At 62.8% G+C, this 15,425-nt stretch carries 16 protein-coding genes; 8 read left to right on the forward strand and 8 right to left on the reverse strand.

Annotated elements, in window-relative coordinates; translation table 11 throughout:
- Nucleotides 1-129: 129 nt before the first annotated feature.
- Nucleotides 130-1,809 (forward strand): MFS transporter, encoded by a 1,680-nt coding sequence (locus BJQ17_RS05720; RefSeq protein ID WP_060544792.1) that lies wholly within the window; start codon nucleotides 130-132, stop codon nucleotides 1,807-1,809.
- A 126-nt stretch (nucleotides 1,810-1,935) separates the two neighbouring features.
- Here BJQ17_RS05720 and BJQ17_RS05725 read toward each other — a convergent pair whose 3' ends face one another.
- Both BJQ17_RS05725 and BJQ17_RS05730 read right to left on the reverse strand, forming a co-directional pair.
- Nucleotides 1,936-2,505 (reverse strand): hypothetical protein, encoded by a 570-nt coding sequence (locus tag BJQ17_RS05725; protein ID WP_003250813.1) that lies wholly within the window; start codon nucleotides 2,503-2,505, stop codon nucleotides 1,936-1,938.
- Nucleotides 2,506-2,546: 41 nt separating this feature from the next.
- Nucleotides 2,547-2,933 (reverse strand): VOC family protein, encoded by a 387-nt coding sequence (locus BJQ17_RS05730; protein ID WP_003250815.1) that lies wholly within the window; start codon nucleotides 2,931-2,933, stop codon nucleotides 2,547-2,549.
- Nucleotides 2,934-3,210: 277 nt separating this feature from the next.
- On the opposite strand from BJQ17_RS05730, the gene BJQ17_RS05735 reads away from it, so the two are divergent.
- Nucleotides 3,211-4,122 carry a LysR family transcriptional regulator gene (locus BJQ17_RS05735; RefSeq protein ID WP_004575413.1) on the forward strand — a complete coding sequence of 304 codons (912 nt, stop codon included), beginning with the start codon at nucleotides 3,211-3,213 and terminating at the stop codon, nucleotides 4,120-4,122.
- 44 nt (nucleotides 4,123-4,166) lie between these two features.
- Here BJQ17_RS05735 and BJQ17_RS05740 read toward each other — a convergent pair whose 3' ends face one another.
- Nucleotides 4,167-4,640, reverse strand: a complete 474-nt coding sequence (locus tag BJQ17_RS05740; protein ID WP_003250819.1) for a YMGG-like glycine zipper-containing protein — start codon at nucleotides 4,638-4,640, stop codon at nucleotides 4,167-4,169.
- 150 nt (nucleotides 4,641-4,790) lie between these two features.
- Between BJQ17_RS05740 and BJQ17_RS05745 the strand changes: the two genes are divergently transcribed.
- Genes BJQ17_RS05745 through BJQ17_RS05760 form a run of 4 tightly spaced genes read left to right on the forward strand, consistent with a single transcriptional unit; the run spans nucleotide 4,791 to nucleotide 8,195 of the window.
- Nucleotides 4,791-5,387, forward strand: a complete 597-nt coding sequence (locus BJQ17_RS05745) for a paraquat-inducible protein A (protein WP_003250821.1) — start codon at nucleotides 4,791-4,793, stop codon at nucleotides 5,385-5,387.
- The gene (locus BJQ17_RS05750) at nucleotides 5,384-6,013 is read left to right on the forward strand and encodes a paraquat-inducible protein A (RefSeq protein WP_012052818.1); all 630 of its coding nucleotides are present in this window, start codon (nucleotides 5,384-5,386) and stop codon (nucleotides 6,011-6,013) included. Before BJQ17_RS05745 ends, BJQ17_RS05750 begins: the two co-directional genes overlap by 4 nt.
- A complete protein-coding gene (locus BJQ17_RS05755) occupies nucleotides 6,013-7,653 on the forward strand; it encodes an intermembrane transport protein PqiB (RefSeq protein ID WP_003250825.1) in 1,641 nt (546 codons plus the stop codon). The genes BJQ17_RS05750 and BJQ17_RS05755 overlap by 1 nt, the downstream gene beginning before the upstream one ends.
- Before the next feature lie 11 nt (nucleotides 7,654-7,664).
- On the forward strand, nucleotides 7,665-8,195 hold the full coding sequence (locus tag BJQ17_RS05760) for a membrane integrity-associated transporter subunit PqiC (RefSeq protein WP_003250828.1): 531 nt from the start codon (nucleotides 7,665-7,667) through the stop codon (nucleotides 8,193-8,195).
- 10 nt (nucleotides 8,196-8,205) lie between these two features.
- On the opposite strand, the gene BJQ17_RS05765 is transcribed toward BJQ17_RS05760, so the two are convergent.
- Complete coding sequence (locus BJQ17_RS05765; RefSeq protein WP_003250829.1) at nucleotides 8,206-9,960, reverse strand: phosphoethanolamine transferase CptA; 1,755 nt, start codon at nucleotides 9,958-9,960, stop codon at nucleotides 8,206-8,208.
- A gap of 210 nt (nucleotides 9,961-10,170) precedes the next feature.
- On the opposite strand from BJQ17_RS05765, the gene BJQ17_RS05770 reads away from it, so the two are divergent.
- A complete protein-coding gene (locus BJQ17_RS05770) occupies nucleotides 10,171-10,326 on the forward strand; it encodes a DUF2986 domain-containing protein (RefSeq protein WP_003250831.1) in 156 nt (51 codons plus the stop codon).
- Nucleotides 10,327-10,355: 29 nt separating this feature from the next.
- Here the strand turns inward: BJQ17_RS05770 and BJQ17_RS05775 are convergent, their stop codons facing one another.
- Nucleotides 10,356-10,730 carry a hypothetical protein gene (locus tag BJQ17_RS05775; protein ID WP_014860835.1) on the reverse strand — a complete coding sequence of 125 codons (375 nt, stop codon included), beginning with the start codon at nucleotides 10,728-10,730 and terminating at the stop codon, nucleotides 10,356-10,358.
- A 198-nt stretch (nucleotides 10,731-10,928) separates the two neighbouring features.
- A complete protein-coding gene (locus BJQ17_RS05780) occupies nucleotides 10,929-11,519 on the reverse strand; it encodes a biliverdin-producing heme oxygenase (protein ID WP_070095728.1) in 591 nt (196 codons plus the stop codon).
- A 162-nt stretch (nucleotides 11,520-11,681) separates the two neighbouring features.
- On the opposite strand from BJQ17_RS05780, the gene BJQ17_RS05785 reads away from it, so the two are divergent.
- Nucleotides 11,682-12,173 (forward strand): GNAT family N-acetyltransferase, encoded by a 492-nt coding sequence (locus tag BJQ17_RS05785; protein WP_047603929.1) that lies wholly within the window; start codon nucleotides 11,682-11,684, stop codon nucleotides 12,171-12,173.
- Between the two features lie 113 nt (nucleotides 12,174-12,286).
- Here the strand turns inward: BJQ17_RS05785 and BJQ17_RS05790 are convergent, their stop codons facing one another.
- Both BJQ17_RS05790 and BJQ17_RS05795 read right to left on the reverse strand, forming a co-directional pair.
- Nucleotides 12,287-13,660: an 8-oxoguanine deaminase gene (locus BJQ17_RS05790; RefSeq protein WP_070095729.1), complete on the reverse strand. Its 1,374-nt coding sequence runs from the start codon at nucleotides 13,658-13,660 to the stop codon at nucleotides 12,287-12,289.
- Nucleotides 13,661-13,820: 160 nt separating this feature from the next.
- Nucleotides 13,821-15,401, reverse strand: a complete 1,581-nt coding sequence (locus tag BJQ17_RS05795; RefSeq protein WP_070095730.1) for an aldehyde dehydrogenase (NADP(+)) — start codon at nucleotides 15,399-15,401, stop codon at nucleotides 13,821-13,823.
- Nucleotides 15,402-15,425: the final 24 nt, after the last annotated feature.

The following is a 15,425-nucleotide window of genomic DNA, read 5'->3' on the forward strand; positions in this document are numbered from 1 at the left end:
CTTGCTGCGATCCGAGGCGGCCCGCCTCGTCGTGCTTCGCGCAAACAAAGCAAGCTCAAGGGCCTGGGTGCGACGGTGAAGTGGTTGTGAGGTGCTCCGGCCTGCATGACAACATGACGGAGGCAACCCATGGCGGTTCTCGACAGCGCATCCACGGGCAGCAGCGCGCCCCAACGCGGCATCACCAGGGAGGAGCGCAAGGTCATCTTCGCCTCGTCCCTGGGCACGGTGTTCGAATGGTACGACTTCTACCTGTACGGCTCCCTGGCGGCAATCATCGCCAAGCACTTCTTTGCCGGGGTCAATGAAACCACTTCGTTCATCTTCGCCTTGCTGGCCTTTGCCGCCGGCTTTGCCGTCCGACCGTTCGGCGCCATCGTGTTCGGTCGCCTGGGCGACATGATCGGGCGCAAGCACACCTTCCTCATCACCATCGTCATCATGGGCCTGTCTACGGCATTGGTGGGCCTGCTACCCAGCTACAATGTGATCGGCGTGGCTGCGCCGATCATCCTGATCACCTTGCGTTTGCTGCAGGGCCTGGCCTTGGGTGGCGAATATGGCGGCGCGGCCACGTATGTGGCTGAACATGCACCCAAGGGCCGACGCGGCTTTTTCACCGCCTGGATCCAGACCACTGCCACGTTGGGGCTGTTTCTGTCTTTGCTGGTGATCATGGCATGCCGCACGGCCATGGGCACGGAAGTGTTCGAAGCCTGGGGCTGGAGGGTGCCGTTCCTGCTGTCCATCCTGTTGCTGGCGATTTCGGTGTACATCCGCATGCAGCTCAATGAGTCGCCGGTGTTCATGAAGATGAAGGCCGAAGGCAAGGCATCCAAGGCCCCGCTGACTGAGTCGTTTGCCCGCTGGGACAACCTCAAAGTGGTGATCATGTCGCTGTTGGGCGGTACCGCAGGGCAGGCCGTGGTGTGGTACACCGGGCAGTTCTATGCGTTGTTCTTCCTGTTGCAGATGCTCAAGATCGATCCGCAGACCGCCAACCTGCTGATTGCCGGCTCGCTGCTGATCGGCACGCCGTTCTTCATCATTTTCGGTAGCCTGTCCGACCGGATTGGCCGCAAGAAAATCATCATGGCCGGCTGCATCATCGCCGCACTGACCTATTTCCCGATCTTCAAGGCGCTGACCGAGTACGGCAACCCGGATGTATTCGTTGCCCAGGAGCAGAACCCGGTGGTGGTGGTGGCCGACCCGGGCCAATGTGCGTTCCAGTTCGACCCGGTGGGCAAGGCCAAATTCACCAGCTCCTGCGACATTGCCAAGAGCCTGCTGGCCAAGCGCGCCATCCCCTATACCAATGAAGCGGCGGAGCCCGGCAGCGTGGCACAGATCCGCATTGGCGAACGGGTATTGCCGAGCTTTGATGGCAGCAGCCTGGCGGCGGCCGACTTCAAGGTGCAAAGCGAAGCGTTTACCGCAACCCTGAGTGGTGCATTGAAAGAGGCGGGCTACCCGGAAAAGGCCGACCCGGCGAAGATCCACTACCCGATGGTGCTGTTGCTGCTGACCATTCTGGTGATCTACGTGACCATGGTCTACGGGCCGATTGCCGCTTGGCTGGTGGAGCTGTTCCCGGCGCGCATCCGCTACACCTCGATGTCGCTGCCTTACCACATCGGGAATGGCTGGTTCGGTGGCTTCCTGCCGACCGTGGCGTTTGCCATGGTGGCAGCGACCGGGGATATCTATTACGGCTTGTGGTACCCGATCGTGATTGCCGTGATGACGGCGGTGTTGGGGATCTTCTTCCTGCCGGAGACCAAGGATCGGGATATCACTCACACCTGAAGGTCGAGTTTGCCTGTGCTGGCCCCTTCGCTGTAGGAGCGGGTTCACCCGCGAAAGGATCAGCACAGGCCTCGAATGCAGTGTAGGAGCGGGTTCACCCGCGAAGAGGCCGGCACAGGCGATCAATCAGTCGAAGTAGCCACGAAGCCCGAATGCATACCCGGTATCCACAGCTGTCGCCTCACCCCGGCTCCAGCGCTTCTTCAGCACGAACTCGAATGCCGGCTCGTACAACCCGTCGCGCACCAGTGCCCCCGCCAGCACCTCCACGTCGTACCAGCCATTGTCCAGTTCGATGATCGGCCGCCCTGGCACCTGGTAACGTGCCATCAGGTCACCCAGGGTCTTGGGCGTGAAGTGCTGCAGGATGCGCCAGGTGTACAGCATCAGCGCACCGTGCTCGACCCGCAGTACATAGCCATTGCGCCGGTGCTTCAGGCGGCTGCCGGCCTCGCGCAGGGCCGGGGTGTGGTTATCGAGGGTGAACAGGATGCGGTAGGGCAGGTTGTCGACACCGGCCAGCGGCAGCACGATGCCTTCGCGCACCGCCTGGTCGCCGCTGTCACCGTGGGTGAACGCACCGGCCAGGTCGTCGGGCAGTTGATGGTCTTGCTTGAAGCGCTCGAGCAACTGGATATCGCCGAGCAGAAAGTAGTCGACCAGGTCGTTGAGCACTTCGCTGAATTCGTGGCGCATCTTTTTTCCTTGTGGGTGCGCATTGGGGTAAGGGCAACCGGCTAGTGCTTCTGGGCAATCTGGATCAAGTTGCCGCACGTGTCATCGAACACCGCCACGGTAACCGGCCCCATTGGGGTTGGTGGCCGGATGAACTGCACACCGGCTGCACAGAGCCGGGTGTATTCGGCCTGGATATCGCGCACGCCGAACGAGGTGGCGGGGATGCCATCCTGCTTGAGCGCGGCCTTGTATACCTTGGCCGCCGGGTGCGCGTCGGGTTCCAGCAGCAGTTCGACGCCATTGGGGTCGTTGGGCGAAGTCAGGGTCAACCAGCGGTGCCGGCCCATGGGGATGTCGTGTCTTGGCTCGAAACCGAGTACGTAGTGGTAGAAAGCCAGGGCCTTGGCCTGGTCGTCGACGAGGATGCTGGTGACCACGATCTTCATAAGCACACACCGTTTACCTGGGGCCGATGACTATCAGTAAAGACGTTCGGGCGTTTTTGACCAGTGGTTGCAGTGCCACGGGGGCCCGTTACAGGTGCAAGCGTGGTGCGGCGCCGGTTTGCGCAGGCCTGTGAGACGAGGTACTGGCAGACCCTACAAAAAACCTGTTCAAGGCATAGGTAAATCCTTCAGCGCTCAGCGCCCGCAGAGCGGCAGCCAAGGGTAAAGTGTGAGGCATGATCCCAGCCTGCCAAGACCCGCGTCAGAGAGGTACCCTGTGGCTGCCTATACCTTGCGACAACTGAAGTACTTCGTCACCACCGTGGAAGCGGGCAGTGTGGCCGAAGCGTCACGCCAGCTGTACATCGCCCAGCCGTCCATCTCCACGGCCATCAAGAGCCTGGAGGAAAGTTTCGGTGTGCAGCTGTTCATCCGCCACCACGCCCAGGGCGTGTCATTGACACCCAGCGGCAAACGCTTCTACGCCAAGACCAAGTCGCTGCTGCAGATGGCCCATGAGTTCGAACAGAATGCCCTGGCCGACAACGATACCGTCGCCGGGCAAATCGACATTGGCTGTTTCGAAACCGTGGCGCCACTCTACCTGCCGCGCCTGATCGCCGGTTTTCGTCAGCGCTACCCGGGTGTGGACATTCGCCTGCGCGACGGTGAACAGCAGGACCTGATCCAGGGCCTGACCGCTGGAACATTCGACCTGGCATTTCTCTATGACCACGACCTGGATGGCACCATCGAGGCCGAGCCGCTGATGCCGCCGCAGAAGCCCTATGTGCTGCTACCCGAGAACCACCGCTTTGCCGGCCAGGCCCAGGTCTCGCTGCGCGACCTGTGCCCGGAGCCGATGATCCTGCTGGACGTGGCCCCTAGCCGCACCTACTTCGTCAGCTTGTTCAACGAGATGGGCCTGGCACCGAACATTGTCTTCAGTTCGCCGTCGATCGAGATGGTGCGCGGCATGGTCGGTCAGGGTTTCGGTTTTTCGTTGCTGGTAACCCGTCCGCACTCGGAATACACCTATGACGGCCAGCGCCTGGCAATGCTCGACATTGCCGAGCCGGTGGCGCTGTCGGGGCTGGCTGCGGCGTGGTTGAAGCGAGTCCAGCTAACCAAGCCGGCGCAGCTGTTCGTGGAGTTTTGCCGGGAAGAGCTGGCGAAGTTCCTGAACTGAGCACGCCATGCTGCCCCGGCAGGAGGCGCATGGCGTGGCATTGCTCAGGGGCTGACCTGATAGCCGCGCCCCTGCAGGCAACCGCTGTAGGCACTGGCATGGGCCTGGGTTTTTGCCTCGTCCTGGCCGCGCCGGTCCTGGCGCCGGTCCTGACGCTGGCGCATGCCACCGACCGCGGCCCCGGCGGCGGCCACTTCGCCGGCACGGTTCTGCCGGTATTGCTGCTTGGCATCGTCACCCACCCGGTCGTACAACGCGTCATGCTGGTTGCCGCGCACCTGCGCGCCTACAGCACCGGCGGCGGCACCCGCAGCTGCACCGCGAACCCGGCCACCGACATGGGGGTCGCTGGACGTCGCCGTGCCGTTTGCGGCATTGGTGGCGACGGTATTGCAATCGTTGATATCCAGTTGCATCTGCTGGCTGCTCTGGCCCTTGAGCGGCACCACCGACTGCGCCTGGGCGGCCGATGCTGCGCACAGCAGCATCAACAGGTAACTCCACGTGAACGTACGCATGGCACACCTCCACCGGGCAGAAAGCCCGCCTCACAGGATAGTTCGCCTTTGAGGTCGTGATGGAAGTTTTGCCCAGATGGTCTACACCGGATATCAGACGCCGTTCCGATTAGCCTCTTGGCCTGATCCAAGGCTACCTGCGGGCAAACCATGAGCCAGACGCAAGATCTGATCATCTGTGAGTATTGCGACACGGTGTACCACCGCGCACCGCTGCTCAAACATCAACGAGCCCTTTGCCCGCGCTGTGGCGGCGTGCTGTACCGGCACAGGTCACTGACCATCGAGCAGCGGCTGGCATTGAGTGTGACTGGCGGTGTCCTGCTGGTGTTCGCCAACTATTACCCGGTGATGACCATCGGCATGCAGGGGCTGACCCACTCGGCCACATTGTGGGACGCCGTGCAGATCCTCAGTCACGGCAGTATCACCTTCATCGCCCTGGTCATGGCGCTGTCGATCATTTTTGCGCCGCTGCTGCAAATTGCCCTGTTGTGCTGGGTGTTGAGTTTTGCCCTTGCCGGTCAGCGTGCCCCCGGCTTTGCCCTGTGCATGCGTGGCCTGGAAAGCCTGCGGCCCTGGAGCATGCTGGAGGTGTGTCTGCTGGGGGCGATGGTGGCGGTGATCAAGCTGGCGGGGCTGCTCGATGTGATCCCCGGTATCGGCCTGCTGGCCCTGGCCGCACTGAGCATGTTGATCATCCACATTGCCGGCAAGGACATCCGCGATTTGTGGGAACAGGTATGACTGTCCCAGCCATGGCGCACGACCTTGGCTTGTGTCTGTGCCATGGCTGTGGCCAGGCATGCGACACGCGCAGTGGCGCGCACACCTGCAACCGTTGCGGCGCCGTCATTCACCGGCGCAAGGCCAATGCCATCAGCCGTGGCTGGGCGTTTCTGCTGGCCGCACTGATTTTCTACATCCCCGCCAACCTGCTGCCGGTGATGCACACCGAAATGCTCGGCAGTGGTACAGAAAGCACCATTGGCGGTGGCGTGCTGGAGTTCTGGGAAGCCGGGGCCTGGGACATCGCGCTGATCATTTTCATTGCCAGCGTGGGTGTGCCCGCCATCAAGTTCTTTTCCCTTGGCCTGCTGCTGTTCACTGCCCAGCGTGGTTCTTCCTGGGCCTGCCGGCAGCGTTCGCAGTTGTACCGCTTCGTCGAGCTGATCGGCTATTGGTCCATGCTCGATGTGATGGTAGTGGCGTTGGTGGCTGCGCTGGTGCAACTGCGCGGGCTGGGCACCATCGAGCCGCGTGTGGGCATTCTGTTTTTTGGCATGGTGGTAGTGCTGACCATGTTCTCTGCGATGAGCTTTGATCCACGCTTGATCTGGGATAGCCATGCCAACGAGGGGAGGCCGCATTGATGGGGCAACAGACTGACAAGCGCGAGGGCCCTGGGCAGGTTGAAGTGCGCACCCGACGTTGGAGTGTGTCGCTGGTATGGATCGTGCCGATCCTGGCGATCCTGATCGGCGCTTCGCTGGTGGTGCGCAACTGGATGCAGCAAGGGCCGGTGATCACCATTTCTTTCCACAGCGGCGAGGGATTGGTGGCGCACAAGACCCAGGTAAAATACCGCAGCGTGGTGATCGGCGAAGTGACCACGGTGGACTTGGCCGACGACAATAAGAGCGTGGTGGCCAAGGTTCAGCTCTCCAACGATGCCCGTTCGTTTGCCACCCAGGGGGCGCGCTTCTGGGTGGTGCGACCGCGCATCGGCGTGGGCGGGGTTTCCGGGGTGGACACGCTGTTTTCGGGCAGTTTCATCGGGGCCGATTCCGGCGAGTCGAAGGTGCCGGAAAAGTCCTTTGTCGGCCTGGAGCTGCCACCGCCGATCACCTATGACGAAAAGGGCAAGCGTTTCGTTCTTGTCGCCAGCGACCTGGGCTCGCTGGATATCGGTTCTTCGATCTACTACCGCAAGATCCCGGTGGGCGAAGTGGTGTCCTTTGCGCTCCAGAGTGATGGCAAGGGGGTAGAGATTGGCGTGTTCGTGCAGGCGCCCTACGACACATTCGTCACTGATGACACGCGCTTCTGGAATGCCAGTGGCATCGACATGCAGATCGGTGCCAATGGCCTGAAGGTCGATACCGAATCGCTGTCGTCGATTCTGGTGGGCGGGCTGGCCTTCGGCTCGCCCGATTTCGCCGCGCAAGCCGAGCCTGCTGCCGATCAGGCCCACTTCCAGCTATTCGCCGACCGCGACATGGCGCTGTCGCCTCCGCATGGCCAGGCGCAGTACCTGCAGTTGCGCTTCGACCAGGCCATGCGGGGCCTGTCGGTGGGGGCGCCAGTGGAGTTCAAGGGTGTGGAATTTGGCCGGGTCACCTCGATCCAGCTCGATTACGATGCTACGCGGCAAACCTTCCCGGTAGTGGTCGATGCGGTGATCTACCCCCAGCGGCTAGGGCCGGTGCACCGCAAGATGCTGGCGGTGTTCAAGCACACCGAGGGCGATTTTGAAGGTGCGCGGAAACTGATTGGCACGTTTGTCGAACATGGGCTGCGGGCCCAGGCGCGTAGTGGCAACCTGATCACCGGGCAGATGTTCATTTCGCTGGACTTCTACCCGGATGCCCCCAAGGTGACCTTCGACATGGCTGCCAACCCCATCATGATCCCGACGCTGCCCGGCAGCCTTGAGCAGTTGCAGGAACAGCTGCAGCGGGTGATGGAGCGCATTGCCAAGCTGCCGCTGGAAAGCATCGCCGGTAACCTGGACGGTAGCTTGCGTGAGCTGCGCGCCAGCCTCAGGCAGTTCAATGGCCAGACGCTGCCGGAGGTGAAGGTGGCGCTGGACGAGGTGCACAAGACCCTGCGCACGGCCAACTCGGCCATTTCCGAAGATTCGCCGCAGCGCGAGCGAATGGGCGAAACACTGGACGAGCTGGAGCGCATGTCGCGGTCGCTACGTGACCTTGCCGACTACCTGGGCCGCCACCCCGAGTCGCTCATTCGTGGCCGGCCGAAAGCGGCCGGGCCCGCAGACCTTGAACCCTGAGGAGACAGCCGATGCAACGACTGCGCAATGTATGTGTGGCCAGCCTGCTGGTGTGGCTCGGGGGCTGCAGCAGTACGCCGAACAACTACCACACGTTGGTACCGAGCGACCCGGTACGTGACAGCGGCCAACGCATCCAGGTGGTCAGGGTGGCTGTGCCGCCCCAGGTCGACCGCCCACAGTTGGTGGTGCGGCAAGGGCAGAGCGGCCTGGCCATCCTGGAGACGGAGTGGTGGGGCGCCAACCTGGTGGATGAATTCCGCAGCGCCCTGCAGGACCTGTTGGGCGGCCCGGCGGGCGGTGGCAAGGCGTCGCTGCGGGTGGATGTGCAGCGCTTCGACACGGTACCAGGGCGCTATGCCTCGCTGGAGGCGGTGTGGCGCCTGAAGCAGCAAGGGCAGGCCGAGCTGACCTGCCGAACGTCCGTGCAGACTGCCGCGGACAACAGCATCACCAGCCTGGTGAATGCACACCAGGCCAACCTGCGCAAGTTGGCCGAGGCGGTGCGGGGGAGTGCCCTGCAGGGTAGCTGCCGGGCATGAACCGGCCTTATTACTGCCGGGTGCTGGCTGTTTCCTGTGCCCCGTCGGCCTTGTCCTGCGGCAGCTGATCGAACTCGCGCAAGCCATCCTTGCGGTACGGATCGCCGATCCAGCGTGGTGCTGCCACGAACTGTGGGCTCACCAGGCTCTTCGCCGGTTCATAGCGGTCGTAGCTCAATCCGGCCAGGTCTGACAGGGTATGGATCAGATGCGAACTGCTGTAGGGGCGGTTGGCCATTGCCTGCAAGTCACGCGGGTGTTCGGCCTGCCAGCTAGGCGAGGTCCACAGCAGGAACGGGATGGTGTACATCGGCCGGGTCGGTGCGCCTTCATTGCGCCCCAGGCGGTCGTGGTCACCGGAGCTGTACACGTCTTCACCATGATCGGACAGGTACATCAGGAACCCGTTGGGGTTGCCTGCCGCATAACGCCTGATCAGGGTCGACACCACATAGTCGTTGTAGCGCACCGCGTTGTCATAGAAGTTGTAGGTTTCTACCTGGTCCGCCGTCAGCTTGGCTGGCACACCTTGCTTGTCGTTGAAGTGCGCATAGTCGTCCGGGTAGCGGTAGCGGTAGTCCATGTGCGTGCCCAGCAGGTGCACGATGATGAACTTGTTGGGCGCAGGGTCTTGCAGGGCTTTTTCGAACGGTGCCAGCACCACGTCATCGTATTGGCTGGCATTCTGGTTGCGCTGGTTGTTCAGGTACACCGGCGCGTCTGTTTGCTGCGAGAAGGTGGTGAGCATGGTGTTGCGCTTGGTCAAGGTCTGCTGGTTGGTGATCCAGAAGGTCTTGTAGCCTGCCTGTTTCAGCAGGTTGATCAGCGACGGGTCGCTGAGGAAGCGGTCCGGGTTCTGCTCGTCGCCGAACGTGAGAATCTGCTGCATCACTTCGATGGTGTACGGGCGCGGCGATACCACGTCGCGGAACACGGTCAGGCCCTTGTCGCTGGCGGCCAGCGCGTCGAGGTTGGGCGTGGTATCGCGGTTATAGCCATACAGGTGCATGTGCTCGCGGGTGGTCGACTCGCCGAGCACCAATACCAGAGTGCGAGGCGCTGTACCACTGCTGTCTCGCAGGTTTTGCAGCGGTGGCAGTGCGGCATTCTGGGCCAGCAGTTTCTGCATGTTGTCCAGTTGCTGGCGGTACTGTCGGTAGCCGACCAGCAACTGCCAAGGGACGGCCGGCTCCATTCGCTGCTGCACTTTTTCGAGCGCATCGGCGAAGTTTCGCTCCTGGGTGACCATCTGCTTGTAGAACGGCATGACCAGGTTGGCCACCAGCAATAGCACGACCACCGGCAGGCGGCTGCGCAGCGGCAGGCTGACCGGGCGCACGCGCCGCCACAGCATTACCGCGACCAGCGTGTACAGCACCAGTGCCAGGCCCAGCCCCACGCTGAAGTATTGGCTGAAGTACTCACCAGCCTCGGCGGTGTTGGACTCGAACATCACAAAGATGACGCTTTGCGAAAATTCCTGGCGATAGATGCCGAAGTAGCTCAGGCCCACCAGCGATGCAGCCCACAGCACCAGACCAATGATTGCCGCGGTGGCGCGGGTGAAGCGCGGCAGCAACAGGACGGGCGCCAGCCATAGGCTGCTGAGGAATAACGCATCGCGAAAACCGGCGAAGCCGGTCGTCCCGCTGAACAGCAGCAGCGCCTGGGTTACACCGGAAAAATACCAGAAGAACAGCAAGAGCCAGCCGAGGCCGGCCCAGTCTACGCGCTTGTGCGCGGCGGGGGATGTAGTGTTTGACACGTATGCCTCGTCGTACCTTGGCGGCCAGCGGTTGTGCGCGTGACCGGAAAGGGCGTGACGCTAATCTGCGGACTGTGAAAAATACGTCAACGCGTTGAATCCTGTGACCTGCGTGGCCGTAGCAGGCATAAGCTGGGCTGTTCACTGCGTTTTCCCAGGCTGCCGGGGTATGATGGCGGCAGCGAAACGTCCTGAAAGGCCCCGTAGACTATGAACCGTCGTAAGAAGATCAAGCAGCTATTGCAGGCGCATGCCAAAAAGGCCAGTGCCAAACTGGCGCCACGCAAGCCCAAGTACATCTGCAAGGCGGACCGCTTGAAGATGGAGGCAGAGGCGGCGGGGGAGGCTCCGCAGCTGGCCGACTGACACTGCCCCTAAAACCGATTGCTTGGGCTTCAACGGCGGTAGTAATGATGCGCGTCATGATGACGCTGGCGCATGGCGCGCTCATGGCGGCGCTCCCAATCACGGCGCCGTTCCCAGTCGCGCCGCCGCTCCCAGTCCCGGCGGGCTTGTTCACGCCGCCACTGTTCGCGGCGCCAGTCGCTTCGGTGGTCGTGCCAGCGATCGTCATCATGCGCCAGGAGGGTGGCTGGCTGTTCAACGGCCACGCTGGCCACGCTCGACCAAGGGTTGCCGGCTGGCTTTAACGGTGACTGGACAGCCGGTGAAACCGGTTCGGCGGCTTTCATTTGCGTTGCCGATGCCGTGCCCACCGCCGCGAGCGAGAACAGGCCGAGCAGCACCAACCTTGCGACATGTATTTTCATGAGCGTAGCCAACCTCTGATAACGAATGAGCCATCTGGCCAGCAGGTGTGGGGCGAACCCTGTCTCGCGTTCCGCTACCTTCTGTGCCTCACACATAGACAGGGAATCAAGAAAAAGTTCGCTACAGCAACAACTTGAAGAACTTTGCCGGGGTGGTTGGCTCTGTGCAGTAGCCGCCGTGAGTGCCCCACTGGTCAGTCATAGGCCTGCAAACACCTCACGCAAATGCCGCCGGTAACTGTCGAACGCAGCAATCGCCCCTTTCACCACCTCTGCTTCTTCCTGCTCCCCCAGCACCAGGCTGTCCAGCCTGGCAACAAATGCGCGCCAATGCAGCGCTCGGCCATCCGGGTGAGGGGCCAGGTGGCGGGCGCCCTTGTCACCCTCCAGCCCAAGACGTTGCGTGTGCTTGTAGAGAAACGCCGCCCCCAGGTTGGAGCCTTCACTGCAATACAGCCATCCCAAGGCCTGGGCCGAGCTGACACAGACCGGTTGGGTGGACGTTGGCAGCGACAGGCCCAGGTCGCGCAGGTCGGCCTCAACTGCTGCAAAACGTGACAGCGCCGCCAGCCCCGGCAGTTGCTGGTTGAGCTGTTCATCCTGATACAACGCCAGCAGGCTGCCATGAAAGCGGTGCTGCACCTGCAGGAAGCGACCATAACGCTCGCGGTTCTCGAAGGGCCGCGCTGCCATTACCAGTTGATCGACGCTGTCATGATCCCTGCTGCTGGCCGCTTTCAGGCGTTTGCAGCGGCTGGGTTCGGTGAAGGGGGAAGTTACAGCGGTCATCGGCGTATCCGTGGCAATAGAGCAAGGTCCCCATGATGCTTGCCATCCTTGGCAAGCATCAAGCGTCACACGCCCGACCTGACCGAGTTCGCAATGATGGAGCGCAAGGTCGAGGCTCATTTATCATGGCGGCTGTCTTTACCATTGCCAAGGATACTTGCCATGAGCGCCCTTCAGTTCCGCACCCCCGTTCCCGCCGATGCCGAGCGTTGCTACGCCATCGAAATTGGCGCCTATGAAGGGGATGAGGCGGCCACGCTGGAGAAAATCCGCACGCGTATCACGCAGTACCCACAAGGCTTCCTGGTGCTGGAAAGCGACGGCGAGATTGTTGGTTTCATCAACAGTGGCTGCGCCCACGAGGTCGTGATGTCCGACGAGGCCTTCAAGGAGCTGGTCGGCCATGACCCGGCGGCCGCGAACGTGGTGATCATGTCGGTGGTTGTAGACCCGGCCCACCAGGGCAAAGGCTACGCCAAACTGTTGATGAACGAATTCATCGGGCGCATGCACGCGGCGGGCAAGCAGACCATTCACCTGATGTGCAAGGAGCAGCATGTGGCCCTGTACCAGAAGCTGGGCTACCGATACGTGAAACCGTCGCCGTCGGACCACGGCGGTATGGCCTGGCATGAGATGGTCATGGACCTTTGAGTGGACATGACATCGTAGTGCGCGCTACCCGCAGCTTTTCTACATGACAGCGCAGCCCAGAGGGCTGCGCATGACCTTCATTCAACCCGGCGATGCCGAGCTGATGCCTGGCCTCAAGTGCCACTGACCAGCTGATGGGCCAGCTGGTTGTGGCGTTCCAGTACGCGCGGCAGGTCGACGGTGGCCAGCTGGCCGTCTTTCACCACGACGCGGCCGTTGATCACGCTGGTATGCACCTGGGTCGGGGTGCAGAACACCAGTGCCGCCAATGGGTCATGGTGGCCGCCGGCATACGCCACATGGCCCAGGTCGAAGGCGACGAAATCGGCGACCATGCCCGGGGCCAGGGCGCCGATATCATTGCGGTTGAGCACTTTCGCGCCACCCAGTGTGGCTATCTCCAGCGCTTCGCGTGCGGTCATCGCGTCAGGGCCGAAGCCCACCCGTTGCAGCAGCAGGGCCTGGCGCACTTCACCGATCATGCTGGCGCCGTCGTTGGAGGCAGAGCCATCGACCCCCAGGCCCACCGGTACGCCGTGGTCGCGCATCTTGCGTACCGGGGCGATGCCCGAGGCCAGCCGCATGTTCGAGCATGGGCAGTGGGCGACGCCGGTGCCGGTGCGGGCGAACAGCTCAATGCCGTGCTGGTCGAGCTGCACGCAGTGGGCATGCCATACATCATGGCCGACCCAGTCAAGGTCTTCGGCGTACTCGGCAGGGGTCATGCCGAACTTCTCGCGGCTGTAGGCGATGTCGTTGACGTTCTCGGCCAGGTGGGTGTGCAGCGACACCCCATACTGGCGCGCCAGCACGGCAGCTTCGCGCATCAGGTCGCGGCTGACCGAGAACGGCGAGCATGGCGCGACCACGATACGGCGCATCGAGCCGTGGCTGGCATCGTGGTAGTCCTCGATCAGGCGTTGCGATTCCTTGAGGATGTCGGCTTCCTTTTCCACCACCGCGTCAGGTGGCAGGCCGCCTTGGCTCTGCCCCACGCTCATGCTGCCGCGCGCGGCGTGGAAGCGCATGCCGATCTCGGCCGCCGCGTGGATGCTGTCGTCGAGCTTGCAGCCGTTGGGGTAGATATACAGATGGTCGCTGGAGGTGGTGCAGCCGGACAGGATCAGCTCGGCCATGGCGGTCTGGGTCGACACCGCGATCATCTCGGGGGTCAGGCGCGCCCAGATCGGGTACAGGTTGGTCAACCAGTTGAACAGCTCGCCGTCCTGAGCTGCCGGTACCACGCGGGTGAGGCTCTGGTACATGTGGTGGTGGGTGTTGACCAGGCCTGGGATGACCACCTTGCCGGCCATGTCCAGAACCACATCGGCGTGCTGCGGGAGGGTATCGCTGGGGCCGACTTGCTTGATCAGGTTGCCTTCGATGAACAGGCCTCCGTTCTTGATTTCGCGGCGTTCGCCGTCCATGGTGACCAGCAGTGCGGCGTTTTTGACGAGGAGCGTTTTTGCAGGGTTTGTAGATGACATGGTGCAAGCCTGCGCAATACGCATCGGCGATTACCGATGTCATAGGCGCTCGGTATTGTAAGCAAGCTTTTTACTGATTGTATACAGCTCGAAGCGCCAGTGCCGGCCTCTTGGCGGCTATAGCCGCGAAGAGGCCGGCACGGGTTGCAGCCATGAAAGATCACACCGCCTCGCGGCTGCTCACACCCTCCAGCAACCGGGCAATCCCCAGCGGGTTAGCGTTTTTCAACGCATCCGGCAGCAGTGCGTCCGGGTAGTTCTGGAAGCACACCGGGCGCAGGAAGCGGTCGATGGCCAAGGTGCCGACCGAAGTGCCGCGGGCGTCGGAGGTGGCCGGGTAGGGGCCGCCATGCACCATGGCATCGGAAACCTCCACGCCGGTCGGGTAGCCATTGAGCAGCAAGCGCCCGGCCTTGCGTTCCAGCAACGGCACCAGTGAGGCAAAGGCGCGCAAGTCGTCAGGTTCGGCAATCAGGGTGGCGGTCAGCTGACCTTGCAGGTGACGCAATGCTTCGGCCAGTTGCTGGGCATCGGCCACTTCAACCACCACGGTGCAAGGGCCGAACACTTCTTCCTGCAACAGCGGGTCGCCATTGAGCAGCAGGCTCACGTCGGCCTTGAACAACTGCGGCTGAGCCTGGTTACCCGTTTGCGGTTGGCCGGCCAGATGCTGGATACCCGGGTGCGCCAGCAAGTGCTGCACAGCGTTCTGGTAGCTGCGCAGGGTGCCCGCGTTGAGCATGGTCTGCGGGCCTTGGTCGGCCATGCGTGCCACCAGCGTTTGCAGGAAATGCTCGAAGTGTGGCGACCGGATACCCACCACCAGGCCCGGGTTGGTGCAGAACTGCCCGCAGCCCAGCACCACCGAGGCGGCCAGCTCGGTTGCCACCTGTTCACCGCGAGCCTGCAGAGCCTGCGGCAGCACGATCACCGGGTTGATACTGCTCATTTCGGCGAACACCGGGATCGGCTGCGGGCGCGCTGCGGCCATGTCGCACAGGGCGCGGCCACCGCGCAGCGAGCCGGTAAAGCCGACTGCCTGGATGGCTGGGTGCTTGACCAGCGCTTCGCCCACACCGGCACCGTAGATCATGTTGAAAACGCCTGCCGGCATACCGCTGCCGGTCACTGCTCGGTCGATGGCCGCGGCCACATGGGCCGCAGTGAGCATGTGCCCGCTGTGTGCCTTGAACACCACCGGGCAGCCGGCGGCCAGCGCCGAAGCGGTGTCACCGCCAGCGGTGGAGAAGGCCAGAGGGAAGTTGCTGGCGCCGAACACGGCCACCGGGCCCACGCCGATGCGGTACTGGCGCAGGTCCGGGCGCGGCAGCGGGGTGCGCTGGGGCAGGGCGCGGTCGATGCGTGCAGCGTAAAAGTCGCCACGCCGTACCACTTCGGCAAACAGGCGCAGCTGGTTGCTGGTGCGGCTGCGTTCGCCGCGGATGCGCGCTTCAGGCAGTGCGGTTTCGCGCATCACGTCCTGGATGAAGTCATCACCCAACGCGTCCAGTTCGCTGGCGATCGCGTCGAGAAAAGCGGCGCGTTGGTCCGGGCGGGTGCTGCGGTAGCTCGGGTAGGCCACCTCGGCGGCCTGGGCGGCGGCCTCGACTTCATCGCCGGTCGCCTGGTGGAAGGCGTAGGGCAGTGCTTCACCGGTGTGGGCGTCGAGGCTGTGCAGCAGCACGTCACCGTGGCCACTGAGCTGGCCGGCGATGTGGTTCAGGCGGTGTTCGATGGACATTTCGTTTCCCGTTGGCAATGACAA

The organism is Pseudomonas sp. NBRC 111139, from assembly GCF_001753955.1.
GTDB lineage: Bacteria > Pseudomonadota > Gammaproteobacteria > Pseudomonadales > Pseudomonadaceae > Aquipseudomonas > Aquipseudomonas alloputida.